Source organism: uncultured Methanospirillum sp., assembly GCF_963668415.2.
In the GTDB taxonomy this organism is placed as follows: domain Archaea; phylum Halobacteriota; class Methanomicrobia; order Methanomicrobiales; family Methanospirillaceae; genus Methanospirillum.
In genome coordinates, this window is the sequence record NZ_CAXXDL010000001.1 from 1926670 (window position 1) to 1947244 (window position 20575).

17 protein-coding genes are annotated in these 20575 nt (G+C 44.1%); 6 read left to right on the plus strand and 11 right to left on the minus strand.

Annotated features, from left to right (window positions below):
* Positions 1-128: 128 nt before the first annotated feature.
* Positions 129-365 (plus strand): hypothetical protein, encoded by a 237-nt coding sequence (locus ACHZA2_RS08955; protein ID WP_319579422.1) that lies wholly within the window; start codon positions 129-131, stop codon positions 363-365.
* Positions 366-687: 322 nt separating this feature from the next.
* Here the strand turns inward: ACHZA2_RS08955 and ACHZA2_RS08960 are convergent, their stop codons facing one another.
* Entirely contained in the window at positions 688-2169 is a 1482-nt protein-coding gene (locus ACHZA2_RS08960; protein WP_319579423.1) for a hypothetical protein, read from the minus strand.
* 419 nt (positions 2170-2588) lie between these two features.
* Positions 2589-2990, minus strand: a complete 402-nt coding sequence (locus ACHZA2_RS08965) for a secondary thiamine-phosphate synthase enzyme YjbQ (protein WP_319579424.1) — start codon at positions 2988-2990, stop codon at positions 2589-2591.
* A 147-nt stretch (positions 2991-3137) separates the two neighbouring features.
* Here ACHZA2_RS08965 and ACHZA2_RS08970 point away from each other — a divergent pair, with 147 nt between their 5' ends.
* Entirely contained in the window at positions 3138-3986 is an 849-nt protein-coding gene (locus ACHZA2_RS08970) for an alpha/beta hydrolase (protein WP_319579425.1), read from the plus strand.
* A 14-nt stretch (positions 3987-4000) separates the two neighbouring features.
* Here the strand turns inward: ACHZA2_RS08970 and ACHZA2_RS08975 are convergent, their stop codons facing one another.
* The 4 genes from ACHZA2_RS08975 to ACHZA2_RS08990 all read right to left on the minus strand — a co-directional run bounded on the left by ACHZA2_RS08975 (position 4001) and on the right by ACHZA2_RS08990 (position 7961).
* Positions 4001-4504, minus strand: coding sequence for a shikimate kinase (locus ACHZA2_RS08975; RefSeq protein ID WP_319579426.1), 504 nt, complete (start codon positions 4502-4504; stop codon positions 4001-4003).
* Between the two features lie 66 nt (positions 4505-4570).
* A complete protein-coding gene (locus ACHZA2_RS08980) occupies positions 4571-6055 on the minus strand; it encodes an MFS transporter (RefSeq protein WP_319579427.1) in 1485 nt (494 codons plus the stop codon).
* 8 nt (positions 6056-6063) lie between these two features.
* Positions 6064-6753: an efflux RND transporter periplasmic adaptor subunit gene (locus ACHZA2_RS08985; protein WP_319579428.1), complete on the minus strand. Its 690-nt coding sequence runs from the start codon at positions 6751-6753 to the stop codon at positions 6064-6066.
* A 14-nt stretch (positions 6754-6767) separates the two neighbouring features.
* Positions 6768-7961 carry a hypothetical protein gene (locus ACHZA2_RS08990; RefSeq protein WP_319579429.1) on the minus strand — a complete coding sequence of 398 codons (1194 nt, stop codon included), beginning with the start codon at positions 7959-7961 and terminating at the stop codon, positions 6768-6770.
* A gap of 89 nt (positions 7962-8050) precedes the next feature.
* Between ACHZA2_RS08990 and ACHZA2_RS08995 the strand changes: the two genes are divergently transcribed.
* The 3 genes from ACHZA2_RS08995 to ACHZA2_RS09005 all read left to right on the plus strand — a co-directional run bounded on the left by ACHZA2_RS08995 (position 8051) and on the right by ACHZA2_RS09005 (position 11234).
* Positions 8051-8875, plus strand: a complete 825-nt coding sequence (locus ACHZA2_RS08995; RefSeq protein ID WP_319579430.1) for a helix-turn-helix domain-containing protein — start codon at positions 8051-8053, stop codon at positions 8873-8875.
* A 246-nt stretch (positions 8876-9121) separates the two neighbouring features.
* Positions 9122-10921, plus strand: coding sequence for a C69 family dipeptidase (locus tag ACHZA2_RS09000; RefSeq protein WP_319579431.1), 1800 nt, complete (start codon positions 9122-9124; stop codon positions 10919-10921).
* A gap of 55 nt (positions 10922-10976) precedes the next feature.
* Positions 10977-11234 carry an ATP-binding protein gene (locus ACHZA2_RS09005; protein ID WP_319579432.1) on the plus strand — a complete coding sequence of 86 codons (258 nt, stop codon included), beginning with the start codon at positions 10977-10979 and terminating at the stop codon, positions 11232-11234.
* 140 nt (positions 11235-11374) lie between these two features.
* On the opposite strand, the gene ACHZA2_RS09010 is transcribed toward ACHZA2_RS09005, so the two are convergent.
* The 3 genes from ACHZA2_RS09010 to ACHZA2_RS09020 form a co-directional block, all read right to left on the minus strand.
* Complete coding sequence (locus tag ACHZA2_RS09010; RefSeq protein WP_324292169.1) at positions 11375-11758, minus strand: tetratricopeptide repeat protein; 384 nt, start codon at positions 11756-11758, stop codon at positions 11375-11377.
* A 258-nt stretch (positions 11759-12016) separates the two neighbouring features.
* The gene (locus ACHZA2_RS09015; RefSeq protein WP_319539113.1) at positions 12017-12532 is read right to left on the minus strand and encodes a chemotaxis protein CheW; all 516 of its coding nucleotides are present in this window, start codon (positions 12530-12532) and stop codon (positions 12017-12019) included.
* 4 nt (positions 12533-12536) lie between these two features.
* Positions 12537-16049, minus strand: a complete 3513-nt coding sequence (locus ACHZA2_RS09020) for a PAS domain-containing protein (RefSeq protein ID WP_319579433.1) — start codon at positions 16047-16049, stop codon at positions 12537-12539.
* 139 nt (positions 16050-16188) lie between these two features.
* On the opposite strand from ACHZA2_RS09020, the gene ACHZA2_RS09025 reads away from it, so the two are divergent.
* Entirely contained in the window at positions 16189-17316 is a 1128-nt protein-coding gene (locus ACHZA2_RS09025) for a hypothetical protein (protein WP_319579434.1), read from the plus strand.
* Positions 17317-17384: 68 nt separating this feature from the next.
* Here ACHZA2_RS09025 and ACHZA2_RS09030 read toward each other — a convergent pair whose 3' ends face one another.
* Positions 17385-18563 (minus strand): PAS domain-containing protein, encoded by a 1179-nt coding sequence (locus ACHZA2_RS09030; protein ID WP_319579435.1) that lies wholly within the window; start codon positions 18561-18563, stop codon positions 17385-17387.
* Between the two features lie 405 nt (positions 18564-18968).
* Positions 18969-20489: a hypothetical protein gene (locus ACHZA2_RS09035; protein ID WP_319579436.1), complete on the minus strand. Its 1521-nt coding sequence runs from the start codon at positions 20487-20489 to the stop codon at positions 18969-18971.
* Positions 20490-20575 lie beyond the last annotated feature (86 nt).

Below are 20575 nucleotides of genomic sequence, written 5' to 3' on the forward strand. Positions count from 1 at the left end.
TGTCGATTATCCATCTGATCTCATGGCTTGTGTTCACGGCGCATTCTTTTTGAAAGAATTTGGATCTGATCAATTCGGAAAAAAGTAGAAAACGGAGTAAACTGCATTCCGATTTTGGAGTGAAGAGCATGACTGGGGAAATAATTTGCGAAAAAGTCGATTTCATCGGCTCTGCCTGGGCCCACAGCGGGGCACCGTGGGATTTTAAACATGAGGAGATGAGTATGAACTGGATATTATACGGAAGGGTTAGGAAAGAGAGGAATAGAATGGGGGTTACCTGGAATACACCCGGAAATAAAACCCTCATTTTTCCGTTACATAGATTCATTCTACACTATCAAGGCGAATCTCTCAACTGGTGAGATTCAGCCCTCTGTTATCAGACAGGGGACTACCAAAAGGGGCCAGGATTTCGTTTTTACATGGGCCCGTAACGCCCGGATCTCTTACTCAACCACTATTTGGACCGGGGTGGATATTACATGACCGTATCGTCTGTTTATTGTAATCATTTGGGGGCTCTAATCCTGATTTTAACTCTTTTAATGCCTTGAATATTATCTGGCAAATGTGAGCCTGAAAATTTCACAAAATTGGGGGTTGAATTAAAAATAAACCGCAATTTACACGGTGGACTCCGCGGGCAGGGTCCCGATACCACAGCCCGGATATCCCTCCCCCTTTCTAAGCAGCCAAAGCTGCTTCACATACCGGTGATCCAGCGACTTCGGCTTGAACTGTACGTTCATACTGATACAGGCTCTCATTGAGTTCAGCCAGCATCCGGTCCTTCTCAGCCTCCGGAAGAAAACTATACCTGATGCTATTGAGGTTTATCTCCCGAATCTGTTCATACGAAATGTGGGGTTTGTTCATCGTGAGATTGACGAACTCCTGGGTGAGATTTGTTCGTTCGACACCGGGATCATCTGTTGCGAGGATCACCGGAACATCATGATCAAGGTAGTACGAGACCGGATGATCTTTGGTATCTATTCCCAGTATCTGCAGGTTACTGGTCAAAAGGATCTCAACCGGAATATGTGAGGCAGCCATTTTTTCCAGCACTTCGTCCCCATCTTTCTCATACCTGATACTGACCCCGTGTCCGATTCGTGAGGCGTTCCCGGTGGATATGGCCTGTGAGATATGATCCTGCATACCGACAGGGGACACAAGTTCAGGGGTAAGTTCACCGGTATGAAGCGTGATACCGACGTCCGGGTAGACACTATGAAGAAATGCCACCATATTCATGTGTTTATCGTAATCCTGGAGCGAATACTTATCTGCTTCATCACCTACGAGTGTAACTCCTTCTATGAGCGGTGACTGGTTTGCTACCTCAAATGCCTGGAGCAGGTCACAGAACACCTCCTTTAGTGGGTAAAACCTGAGGGCTTCGTAGGTGTACCGGACAGTGACATTCCTGCCTTCTGCTGTTGCATGTTCCCTGGATACCTGATCATAGGTTGCCAGGGTCAGAACCTTCTGTTTACAGATATCGCCAAGACCGGCGTGTAAAAGATTTTCCCGGAGGAGCGAGAGATTATCATTCCAGGGAACCTGGCTTACTATCTGCCTGACGTTATCGGAGTTGGTCTGGGACGTCATCAGTTCGAGATACCGGATATTTTCGGAGGCAGCCTGGTCCCTGATATCGGCAATCAGTTCTCCGTCGTAGTACGTGACGGGATCGATGAGATCAAATGTGCTGAAAAACCAATCGTGTCCTGTCTCATTCTCATACGAAAAACCAGCCATCGACCACTTGGAGACCAGGTGCGTAAACAGAGTTACATTTGTGTACGCAGATGCAACCGGGACAAGGGGCCCGGATGGAGTGTAGTTATAAGGCTGGTCTGTTGCCTGATCAACCAGTTGCCCGGTCGCAGGATCGACAAGAAGGTCATGACGGGCTGCAATTGCTATGAGTTTTTCCGGCGGAATTGCTCCGGAGAGATGGATATGGATATCTCCTCCTTTGGGCATATCATTGAAGAAGGTAGTGAGTTCATCCCGGTCAGACCTGATAGAATCAAAATACGAGGATATATCAGGACACTGCGGATCCGGTATTGTCCCATAACAAAGGCCGGGAACTAAAGTGCATAGACATATGATGAGAAGGAGGAGATCCCGGGTTGATTGTTGAGCTAAAATCATGACTGCCAATCCGTGTAATGGGATATCTCTGTTTGCGGATTTATATGAACCCTCATGAGAGGGGTATTCCTTGAAAGACAGTAATTCTGGCTGACCTGGGTTCGGTACTGATGATGTCTGCATATATGATCGGCAGGGATCATCGGAAGGCACCGATGTTTGTGTGATGTGAGTTCTAGCCTGATTTCTGGTTAAGAGACAACGCCGGTATCTGAACTGAAAAGGAAGTGAGAATATTTCCCTCCCGTGCCATATGACCCGGACTCTGAAGGCCGGGTGTATCTTCTTTGTGTGCACGATACAACGGTTCTGAATGGACGAAGTAAATCAGAGGTCATTCTAAATCGTCTTATTGAATTTAACTTCATTGTGTAAGACACACCTTCATAAAGTTGCACCATTACCAAAACTACAACGACCTATTCCCCTGATATTCCCACCAGCACATGCCTGTTCCTTGGACCATCAAACTCACAGAAATATATTCCCTGCCATGTACCGAGTGCCAGACTCCCCTCGATGACGGGCACCATAAGAGAAAATCCCATCAGTGAGGCCTTGATATGTGCATCTGAATTCCCTTCAGCATGCCGGTAATCTCCTTTCATTGGCACAAGTCGAGTCAGGCCGGCAAGCATATCCCGTGTCACATCAGGATCAGCATTCTCGTTGATGGTCAGGCCAGCCGTGGTGTGTGGCATGTATACATTACAGGTTCCATTCAGTATACCAGTTCTCTTCAGTTCATCTGAAACCCTGTTTGTAATTTCTATAAACTCTGTCCTCGAACCGGTTGTAACCTCAATTTTTGTCCACTTCATACGAGCACCGATCAGGTTTCTGTATTGGTACGGGTGTCATCAGTCATCATCAATTCCTATGAGAACTGTCAGGAACCTGTACTAATAAGGAGTTTTAAATATGATCCAATCCCGGATAACTACATTATGCAACTTCAAGGTATTCCCATGAACAGAATATGTGCAATACTCGTGGTTCTTGCATGTACCATCCTTCTACCAGTAACGGCCGGGGCTGTTGAAAATTCAGGTACAGATCTGGTTGGTGCAATGTCAGATTTAAACTCTTCAGTTGTTTCATTTGCTGACACACCGGTCCAATATGCTGATGTAAACGGCGTTACACTCGGCTATCGCGAATTTGGATCAGGTGAACCAATCCTGATGATCCCCGGGTTTGGTGCCACAATGGACAACTGGAATGAGACATTTATCGGTATTCTTGCCTCAAGATACCATGTGTATACGTATGACCACAGGGGCATGGGATACAGCAGTGATTCAAATGTGATTCATACGATTCCCATGTATGCTGACGATGCTGCTGCACTGATCTCGGCCCTCGGGCATGAGAGTATGCATGTGTATGGGGCATCAATGGGTTCCTCTACCTCACAACAACTGGTTATTGATCACCCTGAACGAGTTAATAAGCTCATTCTCGACTCTAACACATACAGTATCAGGTTACCCGAGACCAGGAATCTGTTTGGAACCATCGAAGCAGTTGCGGGGAATTCTTCCTTACCGCTTGGCGTTCAGGAGGAGGCCGGGGCGAATCTTATCTGGAACGGATCCTATAGCAGCCTGTCCGGAATTCACAAGGATGTTATGCTGGTCGTCGGAACAGCAGATGTCTTAACTCCTGATTCGGTTTCTGTTCAGATGGCAGGTCTGATAAATGGATCCTGGCTCGTCCGGTTCAAGGGCCTCCCTCATACCGGATATCACTACGCACCGGTCCAGTATGGAGAATCTGCACTGGCATTCCTCGGGATGAACCAATCGCCGGTTTGAGAAAATTTCGTAACCTAACCCTCTTTTTGAATCTTCTCAACTACTTTTTCAACGACACTCTCGAAATCTTCATCAGTGCAGTCAATGGTCACATCGGCATACTTCTCGTACAAAGGGGTTCTCTGGTCCACCATATCATGAAGACTCTGACCCGGAATCATGACAACTCCCCTGGTTTTGATGTTTTTTAACCGCTTCCTCATCTCTTCAAAGGAAATCTTAAGGTATGCAACAAACGAGCCTGATCCCAGGTGATTCATGGCAGCATCACTGTACACAACACTGCCACCGGTGGCAATGACTGTGTTTGTAACCTTCAGTCCGAGTATGTTCTGCTCTTCGATCTCCAGAAATCTCGCAGGGCCATCCTCGTCGATTATGGCCTGGAGAAACCGACCGGTTTTCTCCTGGATTATGATATCTGTATCAACGAAGTTCATCCCTAGTGTTTTTGCAAGGATAACTCCGATTGTGCTCTTCCCGGCACCCGGCAGACCGATAAGGACAATATTTTTCATTGTATTTCACACTCCTGTTTAAGATCAGATTCACTGAGTTATCTCTTCGAAATAAAGGCCGGGAGGTTACATCTCGACAATTTCTTTCTGTTCCTCCTTCCTGTCATCTTTAGATTCAATAAGCAACGCCAGAGCAGATGCTCCAACCAAAATTACCGCAGCAACAACGAAGATTGTGTGATACGAGAGGATCTGAGCATCAAGGATTATCAGGCCTGTTACTGTCTTCATCACCGGTGACGTATGCAGGTATATACTCGAGTATGTAGAGAGGGCAATCACATTATCCTCAATTGAATTATTCAGAATGGTCGTAAATAGGGCAATTCCAAATGCCCCGGCAATGTTTCTTACAAGTGCAAGAACTGCTGACGCACTTCCGATTTCCTCAGGAGGGACAAGTGACGTGATTGTGACAGTTCGCTGTGCCATTCCTAATCCCATTCCCAGTGCCATCACGCTGAAAGGAATGATCACATCCCATGTACTTGACCGGGGATCAAGCCCGACAAAGAGGTATACTCCTACTGCTGCAAGAAATGTGCTTGAAGCAATCACGTACCTGGCCTTTACCTTTCCGATGAACGAGGAGCCGAATAATGCTCCCATTATCATAAAACACGCAAACGGGATGAACTGGAGCCCGGTCTCTGTAGCAGTATACCCAAGAAATGTCTGATCAAAGATAGGAATCAGGAATATTACTCCCATCATACACATAAAAACCATAAAGTTGTTGCCAAGGGAATGGAAAAATGATGGAATTCTGAGATACCTGAAGTCTATGACGGGCTCCGGGTGCCGTGAATCAATCAGGTAGAATACGTAAAAGAATATCACTGACCCCAGGAAACTGGTGATGATAGGAAGTGATGTCCAGCCCCAGTCATATCCCCGGTCAAGCCCGAGCACGAGAAGAGCGAGTGCTGTACCAAGGCTGATGGCCCCGTACCAGTCAAAGGTTTCACTTCGCCTGTCTGATACTGATTCAGGGATATAATTCAGGGCCATGATAATTCCGATGATCCCTATCGGCAGGTTGATCAAAAACACTGATCTCCACCCAAAGTTGTCGATCAACGGACCTCCAATCAATGGACCGAAGACAGCAGAAGCTGCAAAGGCCGATGACCAGATACCAAGGGCCCTGCCTCTCTCTTTTCGATCAGTAAAGGTAATGGTGAGGATAGCCATGGCTGTCGGGTAGTCTGCAGAACTTGCAACAGCCTGAATAATCCTGAAAAAGATCATAGATCCAATATCCCAGGCAAATCCTGCGAGGATTGATCCGACGATAAAGATGATGAACCCCCAGAGATAAACCAGTTTTCTCCCCCTGGTGTCTCCAAGTTTACCCCATATCGGGACAAACACTGCGTTTGCCAGGATATATGCAGTTGATATCCATCCGGCATCTGAAGTGGTGATTGAAAAATCATCCATGATCTTGGGAACAGCAAGTGAGACGACCGTCTGGTCAAGTCTTCCAAGGAATGTTCCGATGATCACGGTAAGAAGGATCATCCATTTGAGGCGATCATTTCCGCTCATGAAAACGGTTACCTGATAACCCAGATCTTCGCTGACATCCCGGGCTTGAGATCCGGATATGTATCCACGTCGTACTCTACCGTAATCTCAAACTCCTGTTCCTGCCGCTTATCTGAGATACTGAAGACGATGTCTCCCTCCCGTGAAATCGGGGCAACTTTCTCAACGACACCATGGAATACTTCTGAAGGGAAGGCATCGACGGTAAAACGTGCATCCTGTTCCGGGTGAATATCCTTCAGGCCTTTATCCTCTTTGATCCTGCCGATAACCTTGAGTTTCTCCTTGTCAATCATTGAGATGACCGGGGTCTGTGAACTCACCAGCATTCCGGGTGTATCTTCTATTTTGGTGATGATTCCTGCAGTTTTCGAATGGATTGCAACATTGTTGACCCTGGCCAGTTCCTGGTTTCTCCTGATATTGTCCCCTTCTTTGACATACACTCTTTCGAGGATCCCTTGATTTGCGGGACTGATCGTGATTATCGGTGCTGTTATCGCACTATCCTCGATATAGACGGTACTCTGAATTTCGCTCCAGACAATAACCCCAACAACTGCGGAAAGTGCCAAAAGGATGATCACTCCTTTCCAGAAGAAAGGATGGTGCCTTATCTTTATCAGGGGATTCTGACGAGGCTTTTCTTCACCTGATGGTGATATTGACTGGCCTACAACTTCGTCATCTGAAGTCATCTGCTCTCCTCCTTTCATCTCCTTCTCATGTCAGAAATTGACTGACTAATCCTTGTTCTCCGGGAAAGGATGAATATTATACCAATTAGGATAATTCCGATACCAACTCCGATCAGAATCTGGTTCATGTCAAATCCCCCGATCTTCTGTTTACGGGAAGGATTCTCTTCGGGATGTGAAAGGTTAATCGTGGTTGTATCTGAACAGAGATCCCCTTCAATATCCTTGTACCTGATTGTGAGTGGGAATGTCTCTTCCGGGCAGGTGAGGGACATTTTAAAGCTTGCAGACTCATCAGGCTCCAGGTTTCCAACAACATAGTCAGGGTTGGGATCGATGGATGATGCAGGAGTTCCTGCTGAAAGAACGATACTATGTGCAAATTCAAGACCGTTGTTGGTAATATCACCTTTGAGGGTGTAGAATTCTCCTGACCTGATCACCTCAAGGTCACTGACAATCGGTTCTGCCCGGACATTTCTGACTCCTGTTTCAACCGGAATCTGAAGACGAACGGTATGCTTGTTATCTCCATTCTTGTAAGATGTCTCAACAGTGAGGTTTGTCTCGGCCTCGGGAGTTACCTCCAGGGTTACGTTTTTCTGAGCATTGGGCTCGAGCCTTCCGATAAATACTGATGATTGTGTGGGTCTGATCTCATCACCGTTCGGTGTTACTATCACGCCGTCAACTGAGTTTTTGCGAGGATTTCCTACGGTGAGGTGTATCTGATCTTTTCGATCCTTTGTGTATGTATCCGGAGAGTCAATCACTGAAACCTGAAGTTCAGAATTTTCCACAGTAACCGGAATATAATATCGAACTGATCCCGATCCCATGAAGTCAAGGTAAAATTTCAGATAATATGTCCCTTCTTCATGATCTGCCTTAATTGTAAAGGCAAATTTCATACTGTTCCCTGGACCAATAGTTCCCACGGAATCATAGGTCTGATCGTTCAGAACTGTCAGAGCATCGCAGGACAGTTCAGCCCTTCGGATTGCAACGCTCTGATTCCCGGTATTTTTTATCTGAACGATGATATTGCCGGTATCACCCTTCATGAGTACCTCAGGATCCAATGTTGCATTCTGAACAGAGATCTGGGCTGCCTCGTGATCAACCGGTGTTTCAAGTGCTGATCCCTGGACAATCCCGAATGTCCCGATGCAGATCAGTATGAGGATAATTAGGTATGACTGGCTCATTGTTCACCTTTGAATTGAACTGATTTCAGACGCGGTGCATAGTGTCGGAAGCAAGTTATAAAATAGTGTTGTAACTATTATAGTAACACATGTCAGATCTCATTGAAAACCTGGTAAAACTTGGTCTCAAGGAGTATGAAGCTAAAATATATGTTGCACTCGTAGGAATCAGGGAAGCAAATGCCAGGACAATTCATGAGATCAGCGGGGTGCCACGTCCCCGGGTGTATGACATCCTCAGTGAACTGACAGCAAAAGGATTTGTCGAAGTTCGTGAGGGCAGCCCCCTGTTTTACCGGTTTGTTCCACCAGATGTGGTGATCGCAAAACTTCAGAAAGATCTCAACCATGCTGCAGAGGAGAGCATTGCAGTCCTTGAGACCCTTTCAACTAAAAAAGATGAAGAATTTGTCCCTCTCTGGCATGTAAAGGGAGATTGGAGCATCACACGTCATCTCAACCTTCTTATTGAACGAATGACCGGACCTCTCTCCATTCTGGTGCTTGAAAAACAGGTGCCCGAACGGTACGATGCTCAGATTCGCGAGGCTGCAAAGAAGGGTGAAGTAAGCCTTCTCTTTAAACCTGATATCGTGTATTCCGGAAGCCGGATAACAGGAGTTTCATATTACCAGATAGATCAAATGAACGAATTTTTTCGTGAGAATATCTTCGAAAAAGCTTTTGCAAATCCTCTGGTTCGGAAGAACCAGGTATTTTTCCTGGAATGCCTTATCATTTCAACTGATGCTGAAGTCATGAGTATCTATACCATTAATGATGAAAGGATGGCCTTCATCAATACGCTTCCAATCAGTCTCTATCTTCAGAATATGACCTTTGAGATGATGCTGTCCGGAGCGTTGAAGAGCATGGGTGATGACAGGGTGTTACCTGAAATCAAAGATGATTGAGTCTCATCTTATAAACAAAACGACTGGACCTGATGTATAGAGACCTATTCAGTAAACCCCTCCCTATTCCGTATACGGGCCAGATGTGAGAGAACGCATCATTCTTTCATCAGATTGAATTAGAATGATCAGTGAAATATAAAATCTCCTCAATATCTACGTTACTGAGAATAATCCGGCGCTTTTTCTACCTATCATAGGATCTGCCTTCATCGAATATATATACACGAAACATGAATCAGGAGTATGACCGGGTGGAAGAGCTATATCCTGTTTCTGCTGATCCTGCTGATATGCATCCCGTCAGCATACGGATGTACAACTTTTGTAGTAACTGGGAATGCCTCTGAAGACGGGTCTGTCTTTGTCGGGCATTCAAATGATGGATTTGGTTCGGGTCTGATATACAACCGGATACGTGAGGACATGGTCTCGTTCAGGCATGTTCCTGCAAAGGATCACCCAGAAAAAGCAACTCGTCCGGTCGTCTATGATCCAAACAGCGGAGGAGAGTTCCTCGGGGAAGCTCCGTCATCTGACACACAGACCATTGTTCTCGGAGAGATCCCTGAAGTGAACCATACCTATGCCTATATCACCGGAAGTTACGGGATGATAAACGAGCATCAGCTGATGACCGGGGAATGCACGGATTACGCAAAGATACACCCGGGAGCAGAGAAAGGAAAGCGTATCTTTTACAGTTCAGAACTCTCAAACATTGCACTTGAACGGTGCACAAAAGCAAAGGATGCGGTGCTTCTCATCGGCAACCTCATCGAAACATACGGGTACTACGGAACCGGTGAGACACTTATCTTTGCAGATCCTTCAGATGCCTGGGTTATCGAGATGTGCGGAGGAACTCCTGATGGGACCGGGGGATACTGGGCTGCAGAACAGATCCAGCAGGGAGAGATCTTTGTAGCAGCAAATGAGTTCAGGATCCGTGAACTTTCAGCAGATAATCCCAGCCAGATCTACTCAGAGAACCTTGACAAAGATGCAGAAAAGATGGGATGGTGGAACCGCACTGACGGAACACTTGACTGGACAAAGACCTTTGGCATCGGCGAATACTCTCACCCCTACTACTCACAGGCCAGGGTATGGCGGATTTTTGACCGACTCGCCCCATCACTTGGCCTTTCTCCGTATGTTGAGGGACCATTTTCAAAGGTATACCCTTTCTCGATCAAACCTGACAAACTGGTAAACATCACCACTGCCCTCTCCATATACCGCGATCATTACGAAGGAACGGTATTTGACCTGACTGTACCACCAGCAGGCGGTCCGTTTGGAGACCCATACCGGGTATGGGGCCAGTTTGATCTTCACGATGCCCCCTATGAGGGTGAGTTAAAACCGGGTTCCTGGTCCCGCCCGATATCAACAGATCCATGTGGGTACTCATACATCTGTCAGGGGAGATCCACTCTTCCTGATCCGATCGGGGGAGTCTGCTGGCTGGGTCTCTCTTCGCCATCCGAGACCTGTTATGTCCCGTTTTATGCCGGAATTTACCACCTTCCCCTGCCATATGTCCATGGCTCTCACTGGGAGTTTGATCTGAACACCGCATTCTGGCCATATGAACTGATGCAGAATTATGCACGGCTCATGTACAGTTACATGAGTCCTGAGATCAAGGCAGAACAGGAACGTATTGAGGGTGCGGCTATTGCAAAACAGTCTGATATTGAGGCAGAAGCACTGGAACGTTACAAGGTGAATGAGCGTTCAAGCCGTGAGTACCTGACAGCATATACCAATGAAACTGCTATGAACGCGTTACATGACTGGAAAGCGCTCATGGGAAGGATGATCGTTACATACAGGAATGGAAATTACAACGATGTACAGAACCACACGATCTCAAACATCGGATACCCCGCCTGGTGGAATGAGTACGCCAGGTATCAGTACGGACCCCGTGTGTATGATATGGAAGGCCTGAACGAGACACCCGGTGTCAGGTATGTAGGTGAAGTGGCAAATATTACGGGCAATCCGATAACCTACATCAGGGATCATCAGACCTGAATCCTTTTTTCCCTGCAGATCTGATGACTACAAGAGATTCAGGCGTGGTCATCAGGTGACCGACATCCATGTCTCAGCCGTTGAGTCTGATCAGAACCTGATTGTTGCATGGGTAGACAACGGCGTCGAAATCCCTGATGAAGAGAAAAAGCTCATCTTAGAGCGTGGGTTTGGGAAGAATACAGGATTAGGACTGTTCCTCATACGTGAGATCCTGTCACTGACAGAGATGTCAATTCGTGATGCCGGGGTACCTGGCTCGGGGGCAGGATTTGAGATTATTGTGCCAAAAGGAGGATGTCGTAAAACCTGATGAACAACTCCTCCGGTTGGACATGTGAAGAGATATCCAGAATACTGTCTGGATCAGGCCCTGTCGTTCGTTATGATGCCTCAAGCTACCAGGTATTCTCGCTTCTGGTTCTGGTATTTGATTCATGAACGGTTAGAGTGTCACGGTGATGGACTGGTTACCAACTCGTGAGCAATATTCATGCAATATTCTGCGTAGTAATGGTCCGGTTCGATGTTCAATGCATGCTGAAATGCCGAAAGGGCCTCTTCAGTTCTACCAAGGTTAAAGAGTGCATTTCCTTTACTCACCCAGATGTCAGCATCGGTCTGCACTTTTTTTAAAACCTCGTCATATGCCTTCAACGCTGTTTCATAGTCTTCCATCTCCATGCTGGCATTTCCCACGAGGATCCATGACTTGGTATCTCCCGGATTAATCCCCAAAGCCACATTTAGTGCTTTGATGGCTTCAGAGATCTCTCCCCGTTCAAAAAGAGCATACCCTTTATTGTACCAGGCCTCGGCATCTCCACGAGATTTCATCTGATTAGTGTATGTCAGGGAAGATAAAAAATGATTTTTTTAACTTCTCAAACACTGGACATTGTAAACCGTTTCCCGAGAATACCGACTAAAGGCAGAGATTGTCAGATCTACATCATGACGAACTGAAATCGCCGCTTTGCCACCACCTGATGAGATGAGGTTCGCAGATTAGTGGACGACATAGCGATATGTAATCAACAATGCCATTGATAGATGAAATTAACCTTATCACTTGAAAAAAATGAAAAACCTGAATTATTGACCTATATCCCTGAGCATTCTGGGAATGTCGAGCCATATGATCAGATCTGTTTTATCAGACTCCTTGTCGCCCTGCTTTTGCCTGATAATTCCAAGAATATATGAAGTATCATCCTTATCACAGGTCTTCTGATCTATCTGTGATGTCGGTATTGACATAACAGTTGTTACATCATCCACAAGAATTCCCGTCTTCCCTTTTGTAACCGAACTGTCGATTACGATAATACGTGACTGCTCCAGATTTTTCTTCAGGGTAGAAATCCCCATCTTTTCCTTAAGGTCGATAATGGTGGTGATCTCTCCCCTTAAGTCAATTATCCCCTTAATATATCTGGCACTACCTGGAAGCGGAGTGATCCGTGTGTATTCCACAATCTCTTTTACATCGAAAAGATTGATTGCGAACTGGTCATCTCCAAGAATAAATTCGACGATCTGGATCTCATCATTAGATCCAGACGACGTTGGAAGAGCATGTCCTGGAGATACAGATTCTGCCTCTCCCATGATATCAGGCAACCTTGAACTTTGTCATTTCGCCTGAAATGTTCTCCACAATGCGAACAACTCCATTCATGATTCTGCCGATCTCGTCAATTGATGCACTGGCCTCTTCTGTAGCGGCTGCCGCATCTCCTGCCTCACGTGATGTATTCTGGACCAGGTTTGCTACCTCCTGGATACTGGCAGTGACCTCTTCGACTGATGCAGCCTGCTCTTCTGATGCTGAAGCAACCTCAACAATACTCTGGTTAATCTCTTCAATGGTGTCTGCTATCTTATTAAATGCAGAAAGCGTCTGTTCGAGAGCTGAACTACCCTCCTTAACAGCACTGGTAGATTTTCCCATCGCCACGGTAGCCTGATTTGCCTTTGTCTGAAGTGCAGCGATCATATCAGCAATATTTTCAGCTGATTTTCGTGAATCCTGGGCAAGAGATTTGACCTCTGCAGCCACAACAGCAAATCCTCTTCCTGCTTCACCGGCACGTGCTGCTTCAATTGCGGCGTTAAGAGCCAGTAAGTTGGTCTGATTCGCAATATCAGAGATCAACCTGACAATTTTTCCGATCTCATCCATCTGCGAATTTATTCCGTTAACAATAGAATCAACTTCATTTGTTGAAGTTGTAATATCTCCCATAGCTTTTTCAGACAGTTTTGCAAGATCGATCCCTCCCTTTGCAAGTGAGTTTGTCTCATCAGAGGCTCCTGATACGGACTCTGTTTTTTGTGAAACAGCTGCTACTGTCTCGTTGAGATCCTCCATTGTTTTCAGTACCTGAATAATACCGTCTCCACCCTGATCAGCATTCTGACTAACTTTTCCGGTATTTGCCGCGATCTGATGTGCCCCGGCCAGAACCTCCTCAATACTTGCATTCGCCTCTTCTGCACTGGAAGCGAGGTCATTTACACTTTTGGTAATAAGGGATATTGCTTCTGAAACCTGAATCCCGATATTATTCAGTTCTTTTCTAAACTGTATCCAGTCGCCTTTAACGTCTATTGTCTGATCAAATCTTGCTGTAAAGTTGTAATTGGCATAATTACTGGCAACCTTCATGGACTCAACAATAGGCATGTTGATGGAATCCAGAGTCTTATTCATGCCTTCGATGATTGTACGATAATCGCCTTCGTGAGATAAAGGATCAGATCTGAATTTGAGATCTCCGGCAATAGCGGCATTGGCGATAGCATTTGAGTCCTCAACAAGCTGATTAATTGCTTTCCGGGCTGTATCAATTGCCTGACCGATTTTAACAAACGCTTCTCTTGCAGATGCTGAATGCTCATCAGCATCAAGGATCTTTACGTCAAAGTGTGTATCTCCCCTGGCCAGTGAACTGATATTGCCCTGGACGCCCTCGACCGACTGATTCAGGTACTGTACGAGCGAACGTATTGCGGTCATATCAGAGAATATTTCGACAAACCGAATCACCGTGCCTTTCTGATCCTGAATCGGTATGTACACATAATCAAGATGCCTGATGCCTGCTGGTGTATCTGATATAACTCTTCCTTTGGCCGGTTGTTTTGTTTGTAATGCATCACGAATTGTCTGACCTTCCCGCTCAAGAATCTTTAGATCTGTGAGTTTCATCCGTGTGATCTCGTCATGGCTGTATCCCAGCATTTTTGAACAGGCAGGATTTGCTTCAGTGATCCGCATATCAGTGTCCATCATCATGATGGCATGAGGATTTTCACGGATAAATGCCTCAATTTCGTTGATATATGCAACCTGGTCTGATACATCAATGTACATGGCGACGAGGCTTTTCACAGCATTATTTGCATCAAGAACTGGAATGTATGTAAAATCGAGTGTTTTTACAGCCCATCCAAAGTCAACAACAAGTCTGCCTTTTGAAGGTTTTTTTGAAGACACGATATCAGATAATGACAGGCCTTCCCTTTCTATGATGTTAAACTCCCGCATATACATTGAAAGGATCTTTTCTTCATCCATATGAGCAATATCAAGAAAAGCCTGGTTTACTGAAAGTATTTTGCCCATCGGATCGAGAGAGAGGATTGATGCTGGATTTTCTTTGATGAGTCCATCCGACTCTGTGATCTTCTCGACCAGTGATGTCACGTCTGCAAAAATATCATAGACCTTTGTTACCCTTCCGGCTTTGTCAAATATCGGGATATAGGTATATTCCAGATGTCGGATCCCTGCCGGAAAGAGACAGGTTATCTTTCCTCCCATGGCCTTTTTGCTCTGTATTGCATCTGCAGCAGTTGCACCAACACGATCTGTGGATTTGAACTCTTTATGCTGCATCCGAACTGCCTGTTCATGTGAGAACCCCGATATGTTACAAAACGCCGGGTTTACATCCATTACTGCCATATCCGGGTTGAGGGTCATGATGGCATGGGGATTCTCGCCAAGAAATGATTCCATCTCTTCCAGACGGCTGACTTGATCTGTGACATCAATGAACATCCCTAAAAGTCCGGTTACTTCATCTCTTGCATCAAACACCGGGATGTATGTAAAGTCAAGTATCCTCACGCTCCAGTCAAAGTCGATAATCATTCTCCCTTTTGAAGTCTTTTTTGAAGAAATGATATCAGAGATTGACAGGCCATCCCTCTCAAGAACTTTGAACTCGTTTACGTTCATCGAGAGGATTCTGTCCTGGTTCATATGGGAGAGATCTAAAAATGCCTGATTATATGACTCAATTTTCCCATTTAAATCAAGGGATAATATTGCTGCAGGATTTTCCTTCACAAGTGTCGTAGACTCATTAATTTTTGAGTCCAGTTCGGTCCTGTCCGCAAAGACAGCATAAATGTACATTATTATTCCATCGGCATCAAAAATAGGAATATATGAATACTCCATCGAGGTTATGCCATTAGGAAAATCTGCAATATAATTCCCTTTTAATGTTGTTCTCGACTTAATTGCGTCCAGAGGGCTTGGACCATTTCTCTTAAGAACATTAAAATCACCGGCAGATCGTCCGATCCATTCCTCTTTTTTATACCCGGTTATGTGTAAAAACGCAGGATTAACATCTTCAATGGTGAGGTCAGGATTTAATTTGATCAAGGCATATGGATTCTCATGGATCAGAGCCCGGTTTTCTTCTACTCGTACCTGACCACTTACATCTGTAATAGTAGCCAGGAGACATTCTTCTCCCCCATAAAGAATCTTACTCAAAACTACTTTAGCTGGAAATACCCTGCCATCGAGAGTTTGGTGATCGTAATAAAAACTGGCTGATCCTGATCGGTATGCATTTTGAATTTGCTTATTAGATTCTATCTCAGAATCTTTTCCATTTCGTTGTTTAAGAGGAGACAATACACTAGGATGCTTTCCAATAATATCATCATGGGTGGACGTACCAAATATGCTGAGTGCTGTTTTATTGCAATTACTAAATATTCCGTTTGATCCAATAACAAATACCGCGAAAGGTATAGAATCGAATAATGTCTGGAGAGACTCTAGATCTTTAGATGTTGCAGGAAGGGCTGATAGACTCATAGTTTCACCACATTCACTCTCTCTGGGCTGAACAGGTCGAATGAAAGTTAACTGACCTCTCTCATTTTTTCTATAAATATCGACTGATTGCGGTTACCCCTACCATTATCAATAAATATCATTATTTGTGGAAATATACATGGACCCTGTTGAGGATCTAATTATCCATTCACTCTATGGTCAAAAAAGGGCACTCATGATCAAGGAGATTGCGCAATACTGCGGATTAGATCGCCATACTGTAAGTAGAAGACTGGATTGTATGGAGATACTCGGACAGGTAAGAAAATTAGAACTAGGGAATTCAAAGCGGTATTATTTGAATAATACATTGTCAACATATAATCTTGTTGATATCTGTTCAGATCTTATTCTGGTCATCAATGATAAGTGGAGAGTCCAGTATATCAATAAATCAGCACAGGAATTATGTAACCTTCTGGATAAGCCAGTAATTGGTGAACGGGTTGATGATTTAAAGTTGGAATTATTCTCATCACCCCCTGTAATAGAAGGTCTCAAAAAATTTGACCCACTAAAGATCTCAAAAATTCGATTATCATACAATTTCAAAGAAACTGAACGATTTTATGAAGTTTCAATTATGAGTATTCCCTTTAGACCCGGGTTCACATCAACTGTTATTATTGCTGTAGATAGCACTGAAAAAGAAAAGTTAAAGAAAGATCTTCTTACAAGTGAGGAGCGATTTCGGTTATTATTTGAATTTGCACCAATAGCTATCAATGAGGAGGACTGGTCAAAAGTAAAGGAATATATAGATAATTTAACGATAAACGGTGTTTCAGACCTCAACCAGTTTTTTATACAAAATCCCGATCAATTGAAAGAATGTATCTGTTGTATCCAAATATTGAAAACAAATACATTGAGCCGGAAATACTTTAAACAGGCATTTGATTCCCCGATCTCGATTAAAGATGACCTTATTCCCTATTTATCTATAGAGAGTTATGATGCTTTAAGAATGGCCATTCTCTCGATTTATAATGAAAAACCCTCTCATCGATATGAGATCTATGTGAATAATCCCAGGGGAAAAAGCTTGTATTTTTTGATCCAATCTCAAATAATTCAAAATGATGTGTCTGATATGTCCAAAGTTTTTACTGTGTTCCAGGATATAACAGATTTTAAATTATTACAAGCAGAACTGGTTCAAAAACAGGATATCATGTTTACAATTCTAGAAGAATTAATTCATGAAAACTATATGCTCAAAGAAAAGTTTAACTTTTTTCATTAGTCTCTCCTTTCCAATCATATGCCAGTTTCCATAGTGATCAGATTTTCAACGTGAGAGAGGAGTACCGATCAATCTTCTTCCCAGTAATGTTTTCTTAAAAAGGATCTCACCTTCTCAGACTCCACAAGACCCCTGTCTAATTTATCCACAATCTCATCAATTTTGTGAATATGTTTTTCAAACTCCACAAATTGGTCACTATCCAGATCAGACGCCAATGTAAGAAGAATAGTTAACGGATTGCGGATCTGGTCGTTTAGTATTGAAAAATACTCTATATTTTTTTCAATCTGTGAAAATGACTGTTTTATTAACGCTTCATCAATTTTTTTTGTTCTGATGTCACGAGCACAGAGGAGATACAGATTATGACCATGGTATTTGAAGGCACTCATAAACACCTCCACGATTATCCGGGTCTTATCTTTAGCCCGTAATTCCTTCTCAAACGGCCCTCCCCCGTTCTTTGTGTGAACCTGTTCAGCAAATCTCTTCATATCCAGACTACAATCTGCATAAATAATCTCCATTATATTCATGGAGAAGAGTTCGGTCTGAGAAAAGCCCAGAAGATTAGATACCGCTGAATTGGTGTCAATGATCGTGCCATCATTCCTGCACCAGATCATGAGATCAGTCATGTGATCAAGAGAATATCTCGTCTGGATGAGGTTCTCTTTCATTATTACCCGTTCGGTAATATCTCTCCCCACTGACTGGTATTCAATAATCTCGTCTTGCTCATTGAATATTGCACGATCAGCCCACTCCTGCCATCTAAACTCCTCTCCTGGAAATAAAGACTTGTGTATTATTGTTTTAACCGGGTGTTCCTTTGTTATTGATGCATAGTGGGCAGAACGGGTATTCCGTTCTGATTGAGAGATCATCTCTTTTACTTTAATTCCCTTGTAATGATTCGAGTCAATTTTGAAATATCTGCAAAATGCCATGTTTGCAAATAGAAGTTCACCATTATGCTTATACCTGCAGATAAGTTCAGTTTGATCTTCTACAACATCGCGGTATTGTTTTTGGGCGATCTCGAGTTCGGCCTGTTTTTTCTCAAGTAATGAGTAATTACTTCGTATCTCATTCTCGATAGCAGTCAGTTCTTCATATGCTACCTCAATCTCGATATTTTTTGTCGTCAGTTCAACCTGATCCTGCTGATTAATTTCGAGTTCTCTCGATATTGTGGCGATTTTCTCTTTTAATGCTTTAGAAAGTCTATAATTCCTGGTCACAATAAGAGTGATACATATGATAAAGAGACCCAGAACGCTAATAATAAATAATAACTCCGCATTGAATGTTGATGGAACAAGGATGTTTGATGTCATTTGTTACCTTTTTTGTTGATGTTTAATATTGAGGAATGAATTGAACAGAGATCTGGATGGAGTATGTGTTGATTGTGCGCAAGTGAGATAATTGATATCCCGGTGATGTAAATAATACAAGTAACCAGGAAAATCAACAACTTTTTTGATCTCATCTGTTGTATCCCAATTTTGATCATTTTAAGGGGATCCCTTGTTCCTGTATACGTACCAACAACCTGATTATGTAATAATTGTAGAATGCAAAAGGTTTGGATTATCCAGAACCTTTAGCACTATATAATAGGTGGGGTGTTCAATAGACACTATTTAGTTTGTCTCAGGACTTTGAACAGTTACCGGCATTATACTCTCAGTTCCCTCCACTACTTTTCCCGTCAGATCGATCCCCTGCGAACTGATCGTGTATCTCCCGGGTTTATCAGGTGATCTGAACTCATGGCCGAACTCAAAAATAGAGTTGAACCTGTCTGAAGATCCCTGGGTAAACAACCGCGAAAGGTTCACACTCCGGGATGAGTTGTATATATCGTTCCCATCTTCATCGAGGACTGAGTATGTGATAACTGCTATCCGGTTGTTGATTGTGTATCTGTGTGGAATTTTTGTTTCGTTTACTGAAGATCGGATTGGCTTTGTCACCCCGTACAGGATACACTCATCACCTGGAAGAATGGTAATACCATCAGAGAGATTGTAATCAACCTGCATAGCGGTCGTGTTGTTCCAGGGATCGAATGTGTTCTCCTGCTCATGATTATCGTTCTGATATATTTCAGTCCTGGTAAAGATCATCCTGCAATCTTTCGGAAATGGAGTGAGATTTCCGGTTATATTCTCCTGTATCCCGGTCTTTTGGTCAGTATACGTGAGGTATGGCTCACCGGTATCGTAATAGAGAAATGTTGTGTTCCTGTTGTCTTCAAGGCCGTATTTGAGAATGGATGAGAGTTCTACTCCGTATGTCGTGCTCTTCTCGTTGATATTATAGAGAATCAGCGAGTTATTTGCTACTGCCGGGGAATCAATAATCGTCCCATTCTGGTCATTGACTGATTCGATGGCGTTGTTAGGGTTCCATCGCTTCGGAACTGTATATCCAGTATTGTTGTAACCGGGATAGATGAAATATCCGGGAAACCAGTCGCGGTCTATCCTGAGATGATGAATCCCTGCGTATGTTATCCTATTCTGAAGGTTGACAGGCGGTCGGTCAGTTCCGAACAGGGAGTCTGTCAGACCGAATGTGACGATCTTTTCAACGACCTGACCTGAAAGATTCCCAGAGAGCCCTGTTACCCGTATGGTATAGGTTCCAGCGGTGAGATCCTTCAGGGGATCTCCGGTATTGTCCCGGTAGGTTGTATCAAAGTCCTTGGTAACGCCGCCAAGGATCAAACCCTGGTAATAATCGTTGGTGACCACAACCTTGTTGGAAGGATCATAAAGGCCCCCCGGTTCTTTTACCAGATCAGCAACCATCACGTTTCCCCTGTTCTGGCCTTCTGAATAATTTGTCTCGATACAGCTCAGGGGAGTTGTGCCGGTCAGGGGATCAACATGACTTTCAAGAAGCCGGACCCTCTGCCCGCCAGCATTGTCACCCGCAAAGAGTTCTATCCTGATATCGCCCGGGCAATCAAGGCGGTTAGGAAAGATACCATACACATAGAAGTCACGTTTTTCTGCAAAATTTGTCTCATTGTCGCTCGGCTGGGTGATGACCAGTGAAACTACACCGGAATCCTGATTATCTGCGACTATGATCACCGGCAGAATACAGATGATGAGTACAAGGGCATACATTCGGGAAGGGGATCGACATTTCATGAGAGATAGTTCGGATTATTTTTATTAAACCTGACCTGTCAGGAGCACGATATTCCTCTTCTTTGCATATCATTATATTCACACAA